Source organism: Pseudomonas sp. NS1(2017) (assembly GCF_002269425.1).
Classification (GTDB): domain Bacteria; phylum Pseudomonadota; class Gammaproteobacteria; order Pseudomonadales; family Pseudomonadaceae; genus Aquipseudomonas; species Aquipseudomonas reactans.
Genome location: NZ_CP022960.1, coordinates 633,295 through 651,770 on the forward strand (window position 1 = coordinate 633,295; position 18,476 = coordinate 651,770).

Here is an 18,476-nt window from a genome sequence, read left to right on the forward strand (position 1 = left end):
CTTACTTAGCAGCTTTTTTACGAGGCGCTGGTGCTTGTGGTTTCAGTTCTTCTTGGCGACCACCAATTACTTCGCCTTTGAAGATCCAAACCTTTACACCGATCACACCGTAAGTGGTGTGAGCTTCGTAGTTGGCATAGTCGATGTCGGCACGCAGGGTGTGCAGTGGCACACGACCTTCGCGATACCATTCAGTACGTGCGATTTCAGCACCGCCGAGACGACCGCTCACTTGGATTTTGATGCCTTTGGCACCAATGCGCATGGCGTTCTGTACAGCGCGCTTCATAGCGCGACGGAACATTACGCGACGCTCCAGCTGCTGAGCTACGCTCTGCGCAACCAGCATACCGTCGAGCTCCGGCTTGCGGATCTCTTCGATATTGATGTGCACAGGCACACCCATTTGCTTGGTCAGGTCCTGACGCAGTTTCTCAACATCTTCACCTTTCTTCCCGATAACGATACCTGGACGAGCGGTGTGGATGGTGATACGTGCAGTTTGGGCCGGACGATGGATATCGATACGGCTTACGGACGCGCTTTTTAGTTTGTCTTGGAGATACTCACGCACCTTCAGATCAGCGAACAAATAGTCCGCATAAGTCCGACCGTCTGCGTACCAGACGGAGGTGTGCTCCTTGACGATTCCCAGGCGAATGCCAATGGGATGTACTTTCTGACCCATCTCTTCGACTCCGTTACTTGTCAGCAACCTTGACAGTGATATGGCAAGACCGCTTGACGATGCGATCAGCACGGCCTTTGGCACGTGGCATGATGCGCTTCAGCGAACGCCCTTCGTTGACGAAAACGGTGCTGACCTTCAGGTCATCAACGTCTGCGCCTTCGTTATGCTCGGCGTTGGCTACGGCCGACTCCAGCACTTTCTTCATGATCTCGGCGGCTTTCTTACTGCTGAAAGCCAACAGGTTGAGCGCTTCGCCCACCTTCTTCCCGCGGATCTGGTCGGCGACCAAGCGGGCTTTCTGGGCGGAGATTCGAGCGCCCGACAACTTAGCGGCTACTTCCATTTCCTAACCCCTTAACGCTTGGCTTTCTTGTCTGCCACGTGCCCACGATAAGTGCGGGTACCGGCAAACTCGCCTAGTTTGTGGCCGACCATGTCTTCGTTCACGAGAACTGGGACGTGCAAGCGACCGTTGTGTACAGCGATGGTCAGACCGACCATTTGTGGCAGGATCATCGAACGACGCGACCAGGTCTTAACTGGTTTGCGATCGTTCTTTTCCGCCGCCACTTCGATCTTCTTCAGTAGGTGAAGATCAATAAAAGGACCTTTTTTCAGAGAACGTGGCACTGTCGTATCCCTCTATTTACTTGCGACGACGGACGATCATTTTGTCGGTACGCTTATTACCACGAGTCTTCGCGCCCTTAGTCGGGAAGCCCCATGGCGATACCGGATGACGACCACCAGAGGTACGACCTTCACCACCACCGTGTGGGTGGTCAACCGGGTTCATGGCAACACCACGAACGGTTGGGCGAACGCCACGCCAGCGTTTGGCACCAGCTTTACCCAGCGAACGCAGGCTGTGCTCGGAGTTCGAGACTTCGCCCAGGGTCGCGCGGCATTCAGCCAGCACTTTACGCATCTCACCAGAACGCAGACGCAGGGTCACGTAGACACCTTCACGAGCGATCAGCTGAGCCGAAGCACCAGCGGAACGAGCGATTTGCGCGCCTTTACCTGGCTTCAATTCGATGCCGTGTACGGTGCTACCAACTGGAATGTTGCGCAGTTGCAGAGCGTTGCCCGGCTTGATCGGTGCTAGAGCACCTGCGATCAGCTGGTCGCCAGCGCTCACGCCTTTAGGGGCGATGATGTAGCGACGCTCGCCATCTGCGTACAGCAGCAGAGCGATGTGAGCAGTACGGTTTGGATCGTATTCGATACGCTCGACAGTGGCAGCGATGCCATCTTTGTCGTTGCGACGGAAGTCGACCAGACGATAATGCTGCTTATGGCCACCACCGATGTGACGAGTGGTAATACGACCATTGTTGTTACGACCACCAGACTTCGATTTTTTCTCGAGCAGCGGTGCGTGAGGAGCGCCTTTATGCAGCTCCTGGTTGACCACCTTGACCACAAAACGGCGGCCAGGGGAAGTCGGTTTGCATTTAACGATTGCCATGATGCACCCCTTCCTTACTCAGCACTGCTGCTGAAATCGAGATCTTGGCCTGGCTGAAGGGAGATAACTGCCTTCTTCCAGTCATTACGCTTGCCCAGACCGCGAGCAGTGCGCTTGCTCTTACCCAGAACATTCAGGGTAGTAACACGCTCTACTTTCACGCTGAACAGGCTTTCGACGGCCTTCTTGATTTCCAGCTTGGTTGCGTCAGTTGCAACCTTGAAAACGAACTGGCCTTTCTTGTCAGCCAGAACCGTAGCCTTTTCGGAAACGTGCGGGCCAAGCAGAACTTTAAATACGCGTTCCTGGTTCATCCCAGCAGCTCCTCGAATTTCTTCACGGCCGACACGGTGATCAACACCTTGTCGTATGCGATCAGACTAACTGGATCGGAACCTTGCACGTCACGTACATCAACGTGTGGCAGGTTGCGAGCAGCCAGGTACAGGTTCTGATCAACAGCTTCCGACACGATCAAAACGTCGGTCAGGCTCATGTTGTTCAGTTTGCCCAGCAGATCTTTGGTTTTCGGGCTTTCAACAGCGAAGTCCTGAACCACGACCAGACGGTCAGTACGCACGAGTTCAGCAAGGATGGAGCGCAGAGCTGCGCGGTACATCTTCTTGTTGAGCTTCTGCGAGTGATCCTGTGGACGAGCTGCGAAAGTGGTACCACCGCCACGCCAGATTGGGCTACGGATAGTACCGGCACGAGCACGGCCAGTACCTTTCTGACGCCAAGGGCGCTTACCGCCACCACGAACGTCGGAACGGGTCTTTTGCTGCTTGCTACCTTGACGGCCGCCGGCCATGTAGGCCACGACTGCTTGGTGAACCAGCGTCTCGTTGAACTCGCCGCCAAACGTCAGTTCGGAAACTTCGATCGCTTGAGCGTCATTTACATTTAATTGCATGTCAGCTTCCCCTTAACCGCGAGCCTTGGCCGCCGGACGTACAACCAGGTTGCCGCCAGTAGCGCCAGGAACAGCACCCTTGACCAACAACAGATTGCGTTCAGCGTCGACGCGCACTACTTCGAGGGACTGCACGGTCACGCGCTCAGCGCCCATATGACCGGACATTTTCTTGCCCTTGAATACACGACCAGGAGTCTGGCACTGGCCAATAGAGCCCGGGACGCGGTGGGAAACGGAGTTACCGTGAGTGTTGTCTTGGCCACGGAAATTCCAACGCTTGATCGTACCCTGGAAGCCTTTACCTTTGGACTGACCGGTTACATCAACCAGTTGACCAGCAGCGAAGATTTCAGCGTTGATCAGATCGCCAGCCTGGTAGTCGCCGTCTTCGAGACGGAACTCCATAACAGTGCGACCAGCTGCAACGTTTGCTTTAGCGAAGTGACCTGCTTGAGCAGCAGTCACACGCGAAGCACGACGCTCGCCGACAGTGACTTGCACTGCACGATAGCCATCGGTCTCTTCAGTTTTGAACTGGGTGACGCGATTCGGTTCGATCTCAATGACCGTGACCGGAATGGAGACACCTTCTTCGGTGAAAATACGGGTCATACCGCATTTACGACCGACTACACCAATAGTCATGTTGTAAACCTCATGAGTGTACGGGGCTTTCACCCGCTATGGCCGCCCATTTCAGAGCGTTACACGACTAAGACCCGAGTCTTAGCCGAGGCTGATCTGTACTTCCACACCGGCCGCCAGATCGAGCTTCATAAGTGCATCAACGGTTTTATCCGTTGGCTGGACGATGTCCAGTACGCGCTTATGAGTACGGATCTCGTACTGGTCACGCGCGTCTTTGTTGACGTGCGGGGAGACCAGAACGGTGAACCGCTCTTTACGGGTAGGCAGTGGAATTGGACCACGCACTTGTGCACCAGTACGTTTCGCGGTTTCCACGATTTCCTGGGTGGATTGGTCGATCAGGCGATGGTCAAAAGCCTTCAACCTGATACGGATTTGCTGATTTTGCATTGGATTTCAGACTCCGGCTGCTATTCCCAGCGAGCGCAATACGCCCGTTAAAAGGAGGCGCAATTCTATAGACGGCCCTGATAGGTGTCAACCCAATAAAAAAGGCCCCCGCTGAGCGGGGGCCTTTTCAAAACATCAGAGCTATCTCAGAAGAGATAATTACTCGATGATTTTAGCTACAACGCCAGCACCAACGGTACGGCCGCCTTCACGGATTGCGAAACGCAGGCCGTCTTCCATAGCGATGGTTTTGATCAGGGTAACAACCATTTTGATGTTGTCGCCTGGCATTACCATTTCTACGCCTTCCGGCAGTTCGCAGTTACCAGTTACGTCGGTAGTACGGAAGTAGAACTGTGGACGGTAGCCTTTGAAGAACGGAGTGTGACGACCGCCTTCTTCTTTGCTCAGCACGTACACTTCAGCTTCGAACTTGGTGTGCGGCTTAACCGAACCTGGCTTAACCAGAACCTGGCCACGCTCAACGTCGTCACGCTTGGTACCACGCAGCAGAACGCCGCAGTTCTCGCCAGCACGACCTTCGTCGAGCAGTTTACGGAACATTTCAACACCGGTGCAGGTGGTGACGGTAGTGTCACGCAGACCAACGATTTCCAGTGGATCTTGAACCTTAACGATACCGCGCTCGATACGACCAGTTACAACAGTACCGCGACCGGAGATCGAGAATACGTCTTCGATTGGCATCAGGAACGGCTTGTCGATAACACGGACTGGATCTGGGATGTAGCTGTCCAGAGTCTCAACCAGTTTACGAACGGACGTGGTGCCCATTTCGTTGTCGTCTTTGCCTTCCAGAGCCATACGAGCAGAACCGATGATGATCGGAGTGTCGTCGCCTGGGAAGTCGTAAGTGCTCAGCAGATCGCGCACTTCCATCTCAACCAGTTCCAGCAGCTCAGCGTCGTCTACCAGGTCAGCCTTGTTCAGGTAAACCACGATGTACGGAACGCCTACCTGACGGGACAGCAGGATGTGCTCACGGGTTTGTGGCATCGGACCATCAGCGGCCGAGCAAACCAGGATAGCGCCGTCCATTTGAGCAGCACCGGTGATCATGTTCTTCACATAGTCAGCGTGACCTGGGCAGTCAACGTGAGCGTAGTGACGGATCAGCGAGTTGTATTCAACGTGCGCAGTGTTGATGGTGATACCACGAGCTTTTTCTTCTGGCGCGCTGTCGATTTTATCGAAATCAACGATTGCGGAACCGAAAACTTCGGAGCAAACGCGAGTCAGAGCAGCAGTCAGAGTGGTTTTACCGTGGTCAACGTGACCGATGGTGCCAACGTTGACGTGCGGTAGGGAACGATCAAATTTTTCTTTAGCCACGACAATTAACTCCTTGCCTAAAGGACTGAATCAGCCTTGTTTTTTGGATACAGTTTCAGCGATGTGCGCCGGAGCTGTGTTGTATTTTTTGAATTCCATAGAGTAGCTTGCGCGACCCTGGGACATGGAGCGAACGTCGGTCGCATAACCGAACATCTCACCCAACGGAACCTCGGCGCGAATCACTTTGCCGGAAACCGTGTCTTCCATACCCAAGATCATGCCGCGACGACGGTTAAGGTCGCCCATGACATCACCCATATAGTCTTCAGGTGTAACAACTTCTACCGCCATGATTGGCTCAAGCAACTCACCACCGCCCTTCTGGGCCAGTTGCTTGGTTGCCATGGAAGCAGCCACCTTAAACGCCATCTCGTTGGAGTCGACGTCGTGGTAAGAACCGTCAAAAACGGTTGCTTTCAGGCCGATCAGCGGATAGCCGGCAACAACACCGTTCTTCATCTGCTCTTCGATGCCCTTCTGGATAGCAGGGATGTATTCCTTAGGAACCACACCACCCACTACTTCGTTCACGAATTGCAGACCTTCCTGACCTTCGTCAGCAGGAGCAAAACGGATCCAGCAGTGACCGAACTGACCACGACCGCCGGACTGACGAACGAACTTGCCTTCGATTTCACAGTTCTTCGTGATGCGCTCACGATAGGAAACCTGAGGCTTACCGATGTTGGCTTCGACGTTGAACTCACGGCGCATCCGGTCAACCAGGATGTCCAGGTGCAGCTCGCCCATGCCGGAGATGATCGTTTGACCAGTCTCTTCATCAGTCTTGACGCGGAAAGATGGATCTTCCTGAGCAAGTTTGCCCAGAGCGATACCCATTTTTTCCTGGTCATCCTTGGTCTTAGGCTCTACGGCAACCGAAATAACCGGCTCCGGGAAGTCCATGCGAACCAGGATGATTGGCTTGGCAGCGTCGCACAAAGTCTCACCCGTGGTGACGTCCTTCATGCCGATCAGGGCCGCGATGTCACCAGCGCGTACTTCCTTGATCTCTTCACGGGCGTTTGCGTGCATTTGCACCATACGACCCACGCGCTCTTTCTTGCCTTTAACCGAGTTGATCACGCCGTCGCCGGAGGCCAACACGCCCGAGTAAACGCGGACGAAGGTCAAAGTACCCACGAATGGGTCGGTTGCGATCTTGAACGCCAGAGCCGAGAACGGCTCGCTGTCATCGGCGTGACGTTCCATCTCTTCTTCCTCGTTATCAGGGTTGGTACCCTTGATAGCAGGAATGTCGGTTGGAGCCGGCAGGTAGTCGATAACGGCGTCGAGAACCAGGGGAACCCCCTTGTTCTTGAAGGAAGAACCGCAAACAGCCAAGACGATCTCGCCAGCGATAGTACGCTGACGCAGAGCAGCCTTGATTTCCACGTTGGTGAGTTCTTCACCTTCGAGGTACTTGTTCATCAGCTCTTCGTTGGCTTCGGCAGCAGCCTCAACCATGTTGTTGCGCCACTCGTCAGCCAGCTCCTGCAGTTCTGCAGGGATAGGCTTACGAACAGGAACCATACCTTTGTCGGAATCATTCCAGTAAACAGCTTCCATGTTGATCAGATCGATCTGACCCTGGAAGTTGTCTTCGGAACCGATAGCCAATTGGATTGGCACCGGGGTGTGACCCAGACGCTGCTTGATCTGACCGATCACGCGCAGGAAGTTGGCACCAGCACGGTCCATCTTGTTTACATAAACAAGACGTGGAACGCCGTACTTGTTGGCTTGACGCCATACGGTTTCCGACTGAGGCTCAACACCCGAGGTACCGCAGAACACAACGACAGCGCCGTCGAGTACGCGCAGGGAACGCTCAACTTCAATGGTGAAGTCTACGTGGCCCGGGGTATCGATTACGTTGAAACGGTGCTCGTCTTTGTACTGCTTCTCGGAACCTTTCCAGAAGGCGGTAATAGCAGCAGAAGTAATGGTAATACCACGCTCCTGCTCCTGAACCATCCAGTCTGTGGTCGCGGCGCCGTCATGCACCTCGCCCATTTTGTGACTTTTGCCGGTGTAAAACAGTACGCGCTCGGTGGTGGTGGTTTTACCAGCATCCACGTGAGCAACGATACCGATGTTACGGTAGCGGCTAATCGGAGTAGTACGAGCCATAAAGCCCTCGCAAAATTAGTGAAGCTAAGATTAGAAGCGGTAGTGCGAGAAAGCTTTGTTAGCTTCAGCCATACGGTGCACGTCTTCACGCTTCTTAACAGCAGCACCTTTACCTTCAGCAGCGTCCAACAGCTCGCCGGCCAAACGCAGAGCCATAGACTTCTCGCCGCGCTTACGGGCGAAGTCTACCAACCAGCGCATTGCCAGAGCGTTACGACGGGACGGGCGAACTTCGACCGGAACCTGGTAAGTAGCACCGCCTACACGGCGCGACTTCACTTCGACCAGCGGAGCGATGGCGTCGAGAGCTTTCTCGAAGATTTCCAGGGGGTCGCTGTTCTTGCGTTCTTTAACCTTTTCCAGCGCGCCATAAACGATACGCTCAGCAACGGCTTTCTTGCCGCTTTCCATCACGTGGTTCATGAACTTGGCCAGAATTTGGCTTCCGTATTTTGGATCGTCAAGCACTTCGCGCTTGGCTGCTACGCGTCTTCTTGGCATGGATAAGCCCTCAAACGGTCTTCAGGTTCGTTCGGAATCGGTGCCCTTGCGGGACGCCTCCGACCTTACTCTTATCGACTCAGAAAATAAGATGATTCAGTTTTACAAAAAGCCGCTACTACTTAGGCTTCTTGGTACCGTACTTCGAACGACCCTGGTTACGACCTTTAACGCCGGAAGTATCCAAGGAGCCGCGTACGGTGTGGTAACGAACACCTGGCAAGTCTTTTACACGACCGCCGCGGATCAGTACCACGCTGTGCTCTTGCAGGTTGTGACCTTCACCACCGATGTACGAGGAAACCTCGAAACCGTTGGTCAGGCGCACACGGCATACTTTACGCAGTGCCGAGTTAGGTTTTTTCGGCGTGGTGGTATACACACGGGTGCATACGCCACGACGTTGCGGGCAGTTCTGCAGCGCAGGTACGTCGGATTTCTCGACGATACGCTTACGCGGCTGACGTACCAGCTGGTTGATAGTTGCCATCTACTAGCTCCACTGTTGTCTTGCGACGCTATTGTCTTGCAAGAAAAGCAAAATGGCAGGAACGAATTCCCGCCAAATTTAGGGGTACAAGAGTCTAAAGAGGATCTTGCCCCCAGTCAAGGCAAGGCCCCGACATCCCCACTCACCGAACCGGGGCAAAAATGCCTCGATCCGACGAATGGGGCTGCCGGGGCCCAGACTTATCTAGTGCAGAACTCAGTTACCGCTAGAGTTCAGCGCTTCGGTCAGTGCAGCTTCCACTTCACTGGCGCTTACGCGCAGCGGCTTGTCAGCATCACGGCGACGCTTACGCTCGCTGTGGTAAGCCAAACCGGTACCGGCCGGGATCAGACGACCCACAACCACGTTTTCTTTCAGGCCGCGCAGGTAATCGCGCTTGCCGGTTACCGCTGCTTCGGTCAGTACGCGAGTGGTCTCCTGGAAGGAGGCCGCCGAGATGAACGACTCAGTGGACAACGACGCCTTGGTGATACCCAGCAGCACGCGGGTGAACTTGGAGACAAACTTGTCTTCCGCGCCCAGACGCTCGTTCTCTACCAGTACGTGAGTCAGTTCCATCTGGTCGCCCTTGATGAAACTTGAATCGCCGGATTCAGCGATTTCAACTTTACGCAGCATCTGACGCAGGATGGTCTCGATGTGCTTATCGTTGATCTTCACGCCTTGCAGGCGGTAAACGTCCTGGATCTCGTTAACGATGTACTTGGCCAGCGCACTCACACCCAGCAGACGCAGGATGTCGTGTGGATCGCTCGGGCCGTCGGAGATAACTTCGCCGCGGTTTACCTGTTCGCCTTCGAAGACGTTCAGGTGACGCCACTTCGGAATCAGCTCTTCGTACGGATCGGTACCGTCGTTCGGGGTAATGACCAGACGGCGCTTGCCCTTGGTCTCTTTACCGAACGCGATGGTGCCGCTGACTTCAGCCAGAATCGACGCTTCTTTCGGACGACGAGCTTCGAACAAGTCGGCAACACGCGGCAGACCACCGGTGATGTCACGGGTCTTCGAAGTTTCTTGCGGGATACGCGCGATAACATCACCGATCGCGATCTTCGCACCATCCGCTACACCGACCAGGGCGTTGGCTGGCAGGAAGTACTGAGCGATTACGTCAGTGCCTGGCAGCAACAGATCCTTGCCATTGTCATCGACCATCTTCACGGCAGGACGGATGTCTTTACCGGCAGCTGGACGATCTTTCGCGTCGAGTACTTCAATGTTGGTCATACCGGTCAATTCGTCAGTCTGACGCTTGATCGTGATGCCTTCTTCCATGCCCACGTAGGTCACGGTACCTTTCATTTCGGTAACGATTGGGTGAGTGTGCGGATCCCACTTGGCCACGATTGCGCCAGCGTCGACCTTGTCACCTTCTTTAACCGAAATCACAGCACCGTACGGCAGCTTGTAACGCTCGCGCTCACGACCGTAGTCATCAGCGATTGCCAGCTCACCGGAACGGGACACAGCAACCAAGTGACCATCCACTCGCTCAACGTGTTTCAGGTTGTGCAGACGGACGGTACCGCCATTCTTCACCTGAACGCTGTCGGCTGCGGAGGTCCGGCTTGCCGCACCACCGATGTGGAACGTACGCATGGTCAGCTGGGTACCCGGCTCACCGATGGACTGGGCAGCGATAACGCCGACCGCTTCACCGATGTTCACCTGGTGACCACGAGCCAAGTCACGGCCGTAGCACTTGGCGCAAATGCCGTAGCGGGTTTCGCAGCTGATCGGCGAGCGAACGATCACTTCGTCGATGCTGTTGAGTTCGATGAACTCGACCCACTTTTCGTCTACCAGGGTGCCAGCAGGAACGATAACTTCCTCGGTACCTGGCTTGAATACGTCACGGGCAATAACACGACCCAATACGCGCTCACCCAGCGGCTCTACAACGTCACCGCCTTCAATGTGCGGAGTCATCAGCAGGCCGTGCTCGGTGCCGCAATCGATCTCGGTTACAACCAGATCTTGTGCAACGTCTACCAGACGACGCGTCAGGTAACCGGAGTTAGCGGTTTTCAACGCGGTATCCGCCAGACCTTTACGAGCACCGTGAGTCGAGATGAAGTACTGAAGTACGCTCAAACCTTCACGGAAGTTCGCTGTAATCGGCGTTTCGATGATGGAGCCGTCCGGCTTGGCCATCAGGCCACGCATACCGGCGAGCTGACGGATCTGCGCAGCAGAACCCCGTGCGCCCGAGTCGGCCATCATGTACATCGAGTTGAAGGACTCTTGATCGACTTCCACGCCGTGACGGTCGATAACCTTCTCTTTCGAGAGGTTGGCCATCATCGCCTTGGACACTTCGTCGTTCGCCTTCGACCAAAGGTCGATCACTTTGTTGTACTTCTCGCCCTGGGTTACCAGGCCGGAGGCGTACTGGCTTTCGATCTCTTTCACTTCATCAGTAGCAGCATTGATGATGCGGGCTTTTTCATCCGGGATAACGAAGTCGTTAACGCCGATGGAAACGCCGGAGATGGTCGAATAAGCAAAGCCGGTGTACATCAACTGGTCAGCGAAGATCACGGTCTCTTTCAAACCAACCACGCGGTAGCACTGGTTGATCAGCTTGGAGATCGCCTTTTTCTTCATCGGCAGGTTGACGACGTCGTACGACAGACCTTTTGGCACAACTTGATACAGCAGCGCACGGCCGACAGTGGTGTCGACGATACGGGTGCCGCTCACGCTGCCGCCATCACGGTCGTTGACGGTTTCGTTGATCCGCACTTTGACCTTGGCGTGCAGTGCGGCTTCGCCGGCACGGAACACACGGTCAACTTCTTGCAGGTCAGCGAACACACGACCTTCGCCTTTGGCGTTGATCGCTTCACGGGTCATGTAGTACAGACCCAATACAACGTCCTGCGACGGAACGATGATTGGCTCACCGTTGGCTGGCGACAGAATATTGTTGGTCGACATCATCAACGCACGCGCTTCCAACTGGGCTTCCAGTGTCAGCGGTACGTGCACGGCCATTTGGTCGCCGTCGAAGTCGGCGTTGTACGCAGCACAGACCAGAGGGTGCAGCTGGATAGCCTTACCTTCGATCAGTACCGGTTCAAACGCCTGGATACCCAGACGGTGAAGGGTCGGTGCACGGTTGAGGAGAACCGGGTGTTCGCGGATCACTTCAGCGAGAACGTCCCAAACCTCAGGCAGTTCGCGCTCGACCATTTTCTTGGCCGCTTTGATGGTGGTCGCGAGACCGCGCATTTCCAGCTTGCCGAAGATGAATGGCTTGAACAGCTCAAGTGCCATCTTCTTAGGCAGACCGCACTGGTGCAGACGCAGGGTCGGGCCTACGGTAATTACCGAACGACCGGAGTAGTCAACACGCTTACCGAGCAAGTTCTGACGGAAACGACCTTGCTTACCCTTGATCATGTCAGCCAAGGATTTCAGAGGACGTTTGTTCGAACCGGTGATAGCGCGGCCACGACGACCGTTGTCGAGCAAGGCGTCGACCGCTTCTTGCAACATACGCTTTTCGTTGCGCACGATGATGTCCGGAGCGGACAGATCAAGCAGGCGCTTCAAGCGGTTGTTACGGTTGATCACGCGGCGGTACAGGTCGTTGAGGTCGGACGTCGCGAAACGACCACCGTCCAACGGTACCAGCGGACGCAGGTCTGGCGGCAGAACCGGCAGAACGGTCAGCACCATCCACTCTGGCAAGTTGCCGGAACCCTGGAAGGCCTCCATCAACTTCAGGCGCTTGGACAGTTTCTTGATCTTGGTTTCGGAGTTGGTTTGCGGAATTTCTTCACGCAGGCGGCCAATCTCGTGTTCCAGGTCGATAGCGTGCAGCAGTTCGCGGACAGCTTCGGCACCCATGCGGGCATCGAAATCGTCGCCGAACTCTTCCAGCGCTTCGAAGTACTGCTCGTCGTTCAGCAGCTGACCTTTTTCAAGGGTGGTCATGCCTGGATCGATAACGACATAGCTCTCGAAGTAGAGAACGCGTTCGATATCACGCAGGGTCATGTCCATCAGCAAGCCAATACGGGACGGCAGCGATTTCAGGAACCAGATGTGGGCAACCGGCGAAGCCAGCTCGATGTGCGCCATGCGCTCACGACGAACCTTGGCCAGCGCAACTTCAACGCCGCACTTCTCGCAGATCACGCCACGGTGCTTCAAGCGCTTGTACTTACCGCACAGGCACTCGTAATCCTTTACCGGGCCAAAGATCTTGGCGCAGAACAGGCCGTCACGCTCAGGTTTGAACGTACGGTAGTTGATGGTTTCCGGCTTTTTAACTTCACCGAACGACCACGAACGGATCATCTCAGGCGATGCCAATCCAATACGGATGGCGTCGAACTCTTCGACTTGACCCTGGTTTTTCAGCAAATTCAGTAGGTCTTTCAAGGCCTTTCCTCCTGGCGGAGCAGAGAGCGGGCTAAACAGCCCCGCTCTCGATTCGCGTCACGTGTTATTCGGTTTCCAGATCGATATCGATGCCGAGGGAACGAATTTCTTTGATCAACACGTTGAAGGACTCGGGCATGCCCGGCTCCATACGGTGATCGCCGTCCACGATGTTTTTGTACATCTTGGTCCGACCGTTCACATCGTCCGACTTCACTGTGAGCATTTCTTGCAGAGTGTAAGCAGCACCATATGCTTCCAGTGCCCAGACCTCCATCTCCCCGAAACGCTGACCACCGAACTGAGCCTTACCACCCAGCGGCTGCTGGGTAACGAGGCTGTACGAACCGGTAGAACGAGCGTGCATCTTGTCGTCTACCAAGTGGTTCAGCTTCAGCATGTACATGTAGCCAACAGTAACCGGGCGCTCGAACTTGTTGCCGGTACGGCCGTCGAACAGCTGCATCTGGCCGCTTTCTGGCAGGTCTGCCAGTTTCAGCATGGCCTTGATTTCGCTTTCCTTGGCACCGTCGAACACCGGGGTAGCCATTGGAACGCCGCCGCGCAGGTTCTTCGCCAGATCCAGGATTTCCTGGTCGGAGAAGGTGTCCAGCTCTTCGTTGCGACCGCCGATCTCGTTGTAGATCTCGTGCAGGAACTTACGCAGGTCTGCGACCTTGCGCTGCTCTTCGATCATACGGTTGATCTTCTCGCCCAGACCTTTGGCCGCGAGGCCCAGGTGGGTTTCAAGGATCTGACCAACGTTCATACGCGAAGGTACGCCCAACGGGTTGAGGACAACGTCGACCGGGGTGCCATTGGCATCGTGCGGCATGTCTTCAACCGGCATGATCACGGAGACCACACCTTTGTTACCGTGACGACCGGCCATCTTGTCGCCCGGCTGGATGCGACGACGGATTGCCAGGTAAACCTTGACGATTTTCAGCACGCCTGGAGCCAGGTCATCGCCCTGCTGCAGTTTGCGCTTCTTGTCTTCGAACTTGTCGTCCAGCAGACGGCGACGATCAACGATGTAGGCCTGGGCCTTCTCGAGCTGCTCGTTAAGAGCGTCTTCAGCCATGCGCAGTTTGAACCACTGGCCGTGCTCAAGACCGTCGAGGATTTCGTCAGTGATGTCCTGACCTTTCTTCAGACCTGCGCCGCCTTCAGCCTTGTGGCCTACCAGGGCGGAGCGCAGACGTTCGAAGGTCGCGCCTTCAACGATACGGAACTCTTCGTTCAGGTCCTTGCGGATCTCGTCGAGCTGGGTCTTCTCGATGGACAGTGCACGAGCATCACGCTCAACGCCGTCACGGGTGAAGACCTGTACGTCGATGACAGTACCTTTGGTACCAGTAGGTACACGCAGGGAGGTGTCTTTAACGTCGCTGGCTTTTTCACCGAAGATGGCACGCAACAGCTTCTCTTCCGGAGTCAGTTGGGTCTCGCCTTTCGGAGTGACCTTACCGACCAGGATGTCGCCTGCGCCTACTTCAGCACCTACGTAAACGATACCGGCTTCGTCCAGTTTGTTCAGTGCAGCTTCACCCACGTTCGGGATGTCTGCAGTGATTTCCTCTGGCCCAAGCTTGGTGTCACGTGCCACACAGGTCAGTTCCTGAATGTGGATCGTGGTGAAACGGTCTTCCTGAACAACACGCTCGGACAGGCAGATGGAGTCTTCGAAGTTGAAGCCGTTCCATGCCATGAACGCGATGCGCATGTTCTGACCCAGTGCCAGCTCACCCATATCGGTGGACGGGCCGTCGGCCATGATGTCGCTACGCTGAACGCGATCACCCTTGCTCACCAGCGGACGCTGGTTGATGCAGGTGTTCTGGTTCGAGCGGGTGTATTTGGTCAGGTTGTAGATGTCGACACCGGCTTCGCCAGTTTCAACTTCGTCATCGGCAACACGAACCACAATACGGCTGGCATCAACAGAGTCGATCACGCCGCCACGACGAGCCACGACGCAAACGCCGGAGTCACGGGCTACGTTACGCTCCATGCCGGTACCAACCAGCGGCTTGTCAGCGCGCAGGGTCGGTACAGCTTGACGCTGCATGTTGGAACCCATCAACGCACGGTTGGCGTCATCGTGCTCCAGGAACGGGATCAGCGACGCTGCAACCGAAACTACCTGCTTCGGCGATACGTCCATCAAGGTGACGTCTTCCGGCGCCTTGACGGTGAACTCGTTCAAGTGACGAACAGCTACCAGCTCGTCGACCAGGACTTTCTTGTCGTTCATCGTGGCCGAAGCCTGAGCGATCACGTGATCAGCTTCTTCGATGGCGGACAGGAAAACGATCTCGTCGGTGACCAGAGCGTCTTTCACCACACGGTACGGGCTCTCGAGGAAGCCGTACTGGTTGGTGCGCGCATAAGCGGCCAGGGAGTTGATCAGACCGATGTTCGGACCTTCCGGCGTTTCGATCGGGCAAACACGACCGTAGTGCGTCGGGTGTACGTCACGAACTTCAAAGCCAGCACGCTCACGGGTCAGACCGCCCGGGCCCAGTGCGGAAACACGGCGCTTGTGGGTGATCTCGGAGAGCGGGTTGTTCTGGTCCATGAACTGCGAGAGCTGGCTGGAACCGAAGAACTCTTTCACCGCCGCAGCCACTGGCTTGGCGTTGATCAGGTCCTGCGGCATCAGGCCTTCGCTTTCAGCCATCGACAGACGCTCTTTGACCGCACGCTCAACACGTACCAGGCCAACGCGGAACTGGTTTTCGGCCATTTCGCCTACACAGCGAACACGACGGTTACCCAGGTGGTCGATGTCATCGACGATGCCTTTACCGTTACGGATGTCGACCAGGGTCTTCAGTACCGCGACGATGTCTTCCTTGCACAGCACGCCCGAACCTTCGATTTCGGTACGACCGATACGACGGTTGAACTTCATCCGGCCGACCGCAGACAGGTCATAGCGCTCAGGGCTGAAGAACAGGTTGTTGAACAGGGTCTCGGCAGCGTCTTTGGTTGGTGGCTCACCAGGACGCATCATGCGATAGATCTCGACCAGCGCTTCCAATTGGTTGCTGGTGGAATCGATCTTCAGCGTGTCGGAGATGAACGGACCGCAGTCGATGTCGTTGGTGTACAGGGTCTCGATGCGAACGACCTGAGCCTTGGCGATTTTGGCCAGGATCTCGGTGTTCAGCTCGGTGTTGCACTCAGCCAGGATTTCGCCTGTAGCCGGGTGAACGATGACCTTGGCGGTAGTACGACCCAGGACGTAGTCCAGAGGCACTTCCAGCTCTTTGATACCGGCTTTTTCGATCTGGTTGATGTGGCGCGCAGTGATACGGCGGCCAGCTTCAACAATGACCTTGCCTTTTTCATCCTGGATGTCCAGGACGGCAATTTCACCACGCAGACGCGAAGCGATTAGCTCCAACTTGAGGGTTTCATCCTTCAGGCTGAACACGTTGGTGGTATAGAAAGCGTCCAGCACTTGCTCAGTGGTGTAACCGAGCGCGCGCAGCAGTACCGAGGCTGGCAGCTTGCGACGACGGTCGATACGCACGAACACGCAGTCTTTCGGGTCGAATTCGAAGTCCAACCACGAACCGCGGTACGGAATGATCCGCGCGGAGTACAGGAGCTTGCCGGAGCTGTGCGTCTTGCCGCGGTCGTGGTCGAAGAACACGCCCGGGGAACGGTGCAGCTGGGAAACGATCACACGCTCGGTACCGTTGATAACGAAGGTACCGTTCTCGGTCATCAATGGGATTTCGCCCATGTAGACTTCTTGCTCTTTGATGTCCTTGATCGCTTTGTTCGACGATTCTTTGTCGAAAATGATCAGGCGCACTTTTACCCGCAAAGGTACGGCGTAAGTAACACCGCGCAACACGCATTCTTTGACATCAAATGCCGGTTCGCCCAGGCGATAACCGACGTACTCCAGCGCAGCATTGCCGGAGTAGCTGATGATCGGGAAAACGGATTTGAAGGCCGCATGCAGGCCCACGTCGCGGAACTGATCTTTGGTCGCTCCCGCCTGCAAGAATTCACGATACGAATCCAGCTGGATAGCCAGAAGGTACGGGACATCCATGACGTCCGGCAACTTGCTAAAGTCCTTGCGGATACGTTTTTTCTCAGTATATGAGTAAGCCATCAGCGTTCCCCAGCTTGGTCACCTGCTTGTTTGGCCCTCCCGACGGGAGCAGCCAGAAAATCTCGCAAACCCCATGGTTTGCACCACCGCATCGGGTGGCTACAGCGCGTTAATGGCGGCGACCGAGTCGACAGCCAAGAACGGAAAAAGGCCGGTGGCAAGAGCCACCAGCCATCAGCCTTCAGCTTAACGCTTGGGCTGGAGACGCAAGGTCGATGCTTACTTCAGCTCGACTTTAGCGCCTGCTTCTTCCAGTACTGCTTTGGCTTTTTCAGCTGCGTCTTTGGCAACAGCTTCCAGAACCTGGGCAGGAGCGCCGTCAACTACAGCCTTGGCTTCTTTCAGGCCCAGACCGGTCAGTTCACGTACTGCCTTGATCACGTTTACTTTCTTCTCGCCAGCTTCCAGCAGCATGACGTTGAATTCGGTTTGCTCTTCAGCAACAGCAGCAACAGCGGCTGGGCCAGCGGAAGCAGCGGCAGCGGAAACGCCGAATTTTTCTTCGAAAGCTTTGATCAGCTCAACAACCTGCAGAACCGACATTTCAGCTACGGCGTTGAGGATATCGTCTTGGGAGATAGACATTGCTGTATTTCCTGAATTGGGGGACGGCCTACTCGGCCATCGAAATAAACAAAAAACCGCGAGAGAAGTCGCTCAGCCTTAGGCTGCGGCAGCTTCTTTTTGCTCGCGAACTGCGGCCAGAGTACGAGCCAGCTTGCTGGTAGCGCCTTGAATCACGCTCATCAGCTGCGAAATAGCTTCGTTACGGGTCGGCAGTGTTGCCAGTACGTCGATTTGGTTAGCTGCGAGGAACTTGCCCTCGAACGCAGCTGCCTTGATCTCGAACTTGTCCTGACCCTTGGCGAACTCTTTGAACAAACGGGCAGCAGCGCCAGGATGGTCGGTGGAGAACGCAATCAGGGTCGGGCCGGTGAACACGTCGTTGAGGACACTGTATTCAGTGTCAGCAACAGCGCGCTTGAGCAGGGTGTTACGTACAACACGTACGTATACGCCAGCTTCACGAGCCTCTTTACGGAGTCCGGTCATAGCGCCTACTGTCACACCACGGGCATCAGCCACGACAGCGGACAGAGCAGCTTTGGCAGCCTCGTTGACTTCAGCGACGATGGCCTTCTTGTCTTCGAGATTAATTGCCACGGGTTTAACTCCTGCTTGTTACCGTTTCATCTGGCCGGAGCCGGATGTCGTTTTGGTGTCTGATTCGGTAAGGAACCGGGAGCACCATCTGCGTAGGCTTGTGGTTTAAGACTTGCGTCGCCTACGGTCTTGGATAGCCCCCGCCAGGCAGGGACCCCAATT

At 55.5% G+C, this 18,476-nt stretch carries 16 protein-coding genes; all 16 read right to left on the reverse strand.

Annotated elements, in window-relative coordinates; all coding sequences use genetic code 11:
* Position 1: 1 nt before the first annotated feature.
* Positions 2-688 carry a 30S ribosomal protein S3 gene (gene rpsC / locus CI807_RS03055; RefSeq protein ID WP_003176422.1) on the reverse strand — a complete coding sequence of 229 codons (687 nt, stop codon included), beginning with the start codon at positions 686-688 and terminating at the stop codon, positions 2-4.
* Positions 689-701: 13 nt separating this feature from the next.
* On the reverse strand, positions 702-1,034 hold the full coding sequence (rplV, locus tag CI807_RS03060; protein WP_003103908.1) for a 50S ribosomal protein L22: 333 nt from the start codon (positions 1,032-1,034) through the stop codon (positions 702-704).
* 11 nt (positions 1,035-1,045) lie between these two features.
* Positions 1,046-1,321, reverse strand: a complete 276-nt coding sequence (gene rpsS, locus CI807_RS03065; RefSeq protein ID WP_003232420.1) for a 30S ribosomal protein S19 — start codon at positions 1,319-1,321, stop codon at positions 1,046-1,048.
* A 16-nt stretch (positions 1,322-1,337) separates the two neighbouring features.
* Positions 1,338-2,162, reverse strand: coding sequence for a 50S ribosomal protein L2 (gene rplB, locus CI807_RS03070; protein WP_003186055.1), 825 nt, complete (start codon positions 2,160-2,162; stop codon positions 1,338-1,340).
* A gap of 14 nt (positions 2,163-2,176) precedes the next feature.
* Complete coding sequence (gene rplW / locus CI807_RS03075; protein WP_002555488.1) at positions 2,177-2,476, reverse strand: 50S ribosomal protein L23; 300 nt, start codon at positions 2,474-2,476, stop codon at positions 2,177-2,179.
* The gene (rplD, locus tag CI807_RS03080; RefSeq protein WP_003176424.1) at positions 2,473-3,075 is read right to left on the reverse strand and encodes a 50S ribosomal protein L4; all 603 of its coding nucleotides are present in this window, start codon (positions 3,073-3,075) and stop codon (positions 2,473-2,475) included. Before rplD ends, rplW begins: the two co-directional genes overlap by 4 nt.
* A 12-nt stretch (positions 3,076-3,087) precedes the next feature.
* Positions 3,088-3,723 carry a 50S ribosomal protein L3 gene (gene rplC / locus CI807_RS03085; protein ID WP_003194649.1) on the reverse strand — a complete coding sequence of 212 codons (636 nt, stop codon included), beginning with the start codon at positions 3,721-3,723 and terminating at the stop codon, positions 3,088-3,090.
* A gap of 81 nt (positions 3,724-3,804) precedes the next feature.
* The gene (gene rpsJ, locus CI807_RS03090; protein WP_003186070.1) at positions 3,805-4,116 is read right to left on the reverse strand and encodes a 30S ribosomal protein S10; all 312 of its coding nucleotides are present in this window, start codon (positions 4,114-4,116) and stop codon (positions 3,805-3,807) included.
* A 159-nt stretch (positions 4,117-4,275) separates the two neighbouring features.
* Positions 4,276-5,469 (reverse strand): elongation factor Tu, encoded by a 1,194-nt coding sequence (tuf, locus tag CI807_RS03095; protein ID WP_003176426.1) that lies wholly within the window; start codon positions 5,467-5,469, stop codon positions 4,276-4,278.
* 30 nt (positions 5,470-5,499) lie between these two features.
* Positions 5,500-7,605, reverse strand: a complete 2,106-nt coding sequence (gene fusA / locus CI807_RS03100; protein ID WP_033900034.1) for an elongation factor G — start codon at positions 7,603-7,605, stop codon at positions 5,500-5,502.
* A 30-nt stretch (positions 7,606-7,635) separates the two neighbouring features.
* Entirely contained in the window at positions 7,636-8,106 is a 471-nt protein-coding gene (rpsG, locus tag CI807_RS03105; RefSeq protein WP_002555493.1) for a 30S ribosomal protein S7, read from the reverse strand.
* Positions 8,107-8,224: 118 nt separating this feature from the next.
* Positions 8,225-8,596: a 30S ribosomal protein S12 gene (gene rpsL / locus CI807_RS03110; RefSeq protein ID WP_002555494.1), complete on the reverse strand. Its 372-nt coding sequence runs from the start codon at positions 8,594-8,596 to the stop codon at positions 8,225-8,227.
* A 216-nt stretch (positions 8,597-8,812) separates the two neighbouring features.
* Positions 8,813-13,012 (reverse strand): DNA-directed RNA polymerase subunit beta', encoded by a 4,200-nt coding sequence (rpoC, locus tag CI807_RS03115; RefSeq protein WP_016977596.1) that lies wholly within the window; start codon positions 13,010-13,012, stop codon positions 8,813-8,815.
* A gap of 64 nt (positions 13,013-13,076) precedes the next feature.
* Positions 13,077-17,150 carry a DNA-directed RNA polymerase subunit beta gene (gene rpoB, locus CI807_RS03120; protein WP_010206926.1) on the reverse strand — a complete coding sequence of 1,358 codons (4,074 nt, stop codon included), beginning with the start codon at positions 17,148-17,150 and terminating at the stop codon, positions 13,077-13,079.
* Positions 17,151-17,369: 219 nt separating this feature from the next.
* The gene (rplL, locus tag CI807_RS03125; protein WP_016977598.1) at positions 17,370-17,735 is read right to left on the reverse strand and encodes a 50S ribosomal protein L7/L12; all 366 of its coding nucleotides are present in this window, start codon (positions 17,733-17,735) and stop codon (positions 17,370-17,372) included.
* A 78-nt stretch (positions 17,736-17,813) separates the two neighbouring features.
* Positions 17,814-18,314, reverse strand: coding sequence for a 50S ribosomal protein L10 (rplJ, locus tag CI807_RS03130; protein WP_016977599.1), 501 nt, complete (start codon positions 18,312-18,314; stop codon positions 17,814-17,816).
* Positions 18,315-18,476 lie beyond the last annotated feature (162 nt).

Coding starts and splice junctions, on each gene's coding strand:
- rplV (WP_003103908.1), bottom strand. CDS start 1,034: ATGGAAGTAGCCGCTAAGTTGTCGGGCGCTCGAATCTCCGCCCAGAAA.
- rpoB (WP_010206926.1), bottom strand. CDS start 17,150: ATGGCTTACTCATATACTGAGAAAAAACGTATCCGCAAGGACTTTAGC.
- rplC (WP_003194649.1), bottom strand. CDS start 3,723: ATGACTATTGGTGTAGTCGGTCGTAAATGCGGTATGACCCGTATTTTC.
- rpsC (WP_003176422.1), bottom strand. CDS start 688: ATGGGTCAGAAAGTACATCCCATTGGCATTCGCCTGGGAATCGTCAAG.
- rplD (WP_003176424.1), bottom strand. CDS start 3,075: ATGCAATTAAATGTAAATGACGCTCAAGCGATCGAAGTTTCCGAACTG.
- rplL (WP_016977598.1), bottom strand. CDS start 17,735: ATGTCTATCTCCCAAGACGATATCCTCAACGCCGTAGCTGAAATGTCG.
- fusA (WP_033900034.1), bottom strand. CDS start 7,605: ATGGCTCGTACTACTCCGATTAGCCGCTACCGTAACATCGGTATCGTT.
- rplW (WP_002555488.1), bottom strand. CDS start 2,476: ATGAACCAGGAACGCGTATTTAAAGTTCTGCTTGGCCCGCACGTTTCC.
- rplB (WP_003186055.1), bottom strand. CDS start 2,162: ATGGCAATCGTTAAATGCAAACCGACTTCCCCTGGCCGCCGTTTTGTG.
- rpsJ (WP_003186070.1), bottom strand. CDS start 4,116: ATGCAAAATCAGCAAATCCGTATCAGGTTGAAGGCTTTTGACCATCGC.
- rpsG (WP_002555493.1), bottom strand. CDS start 8,106: ATGCCAAGAAGACGCGTAGCAGCCAAGCGCGAAGTGCTTGACGATCCA.
- rpsL (WP_002555494.1), bottom strand. CDS start 8,596: ATGGCAACTATCAACCAGCTGGTACGTCAGCCGCGTAAGCGTATCGTC.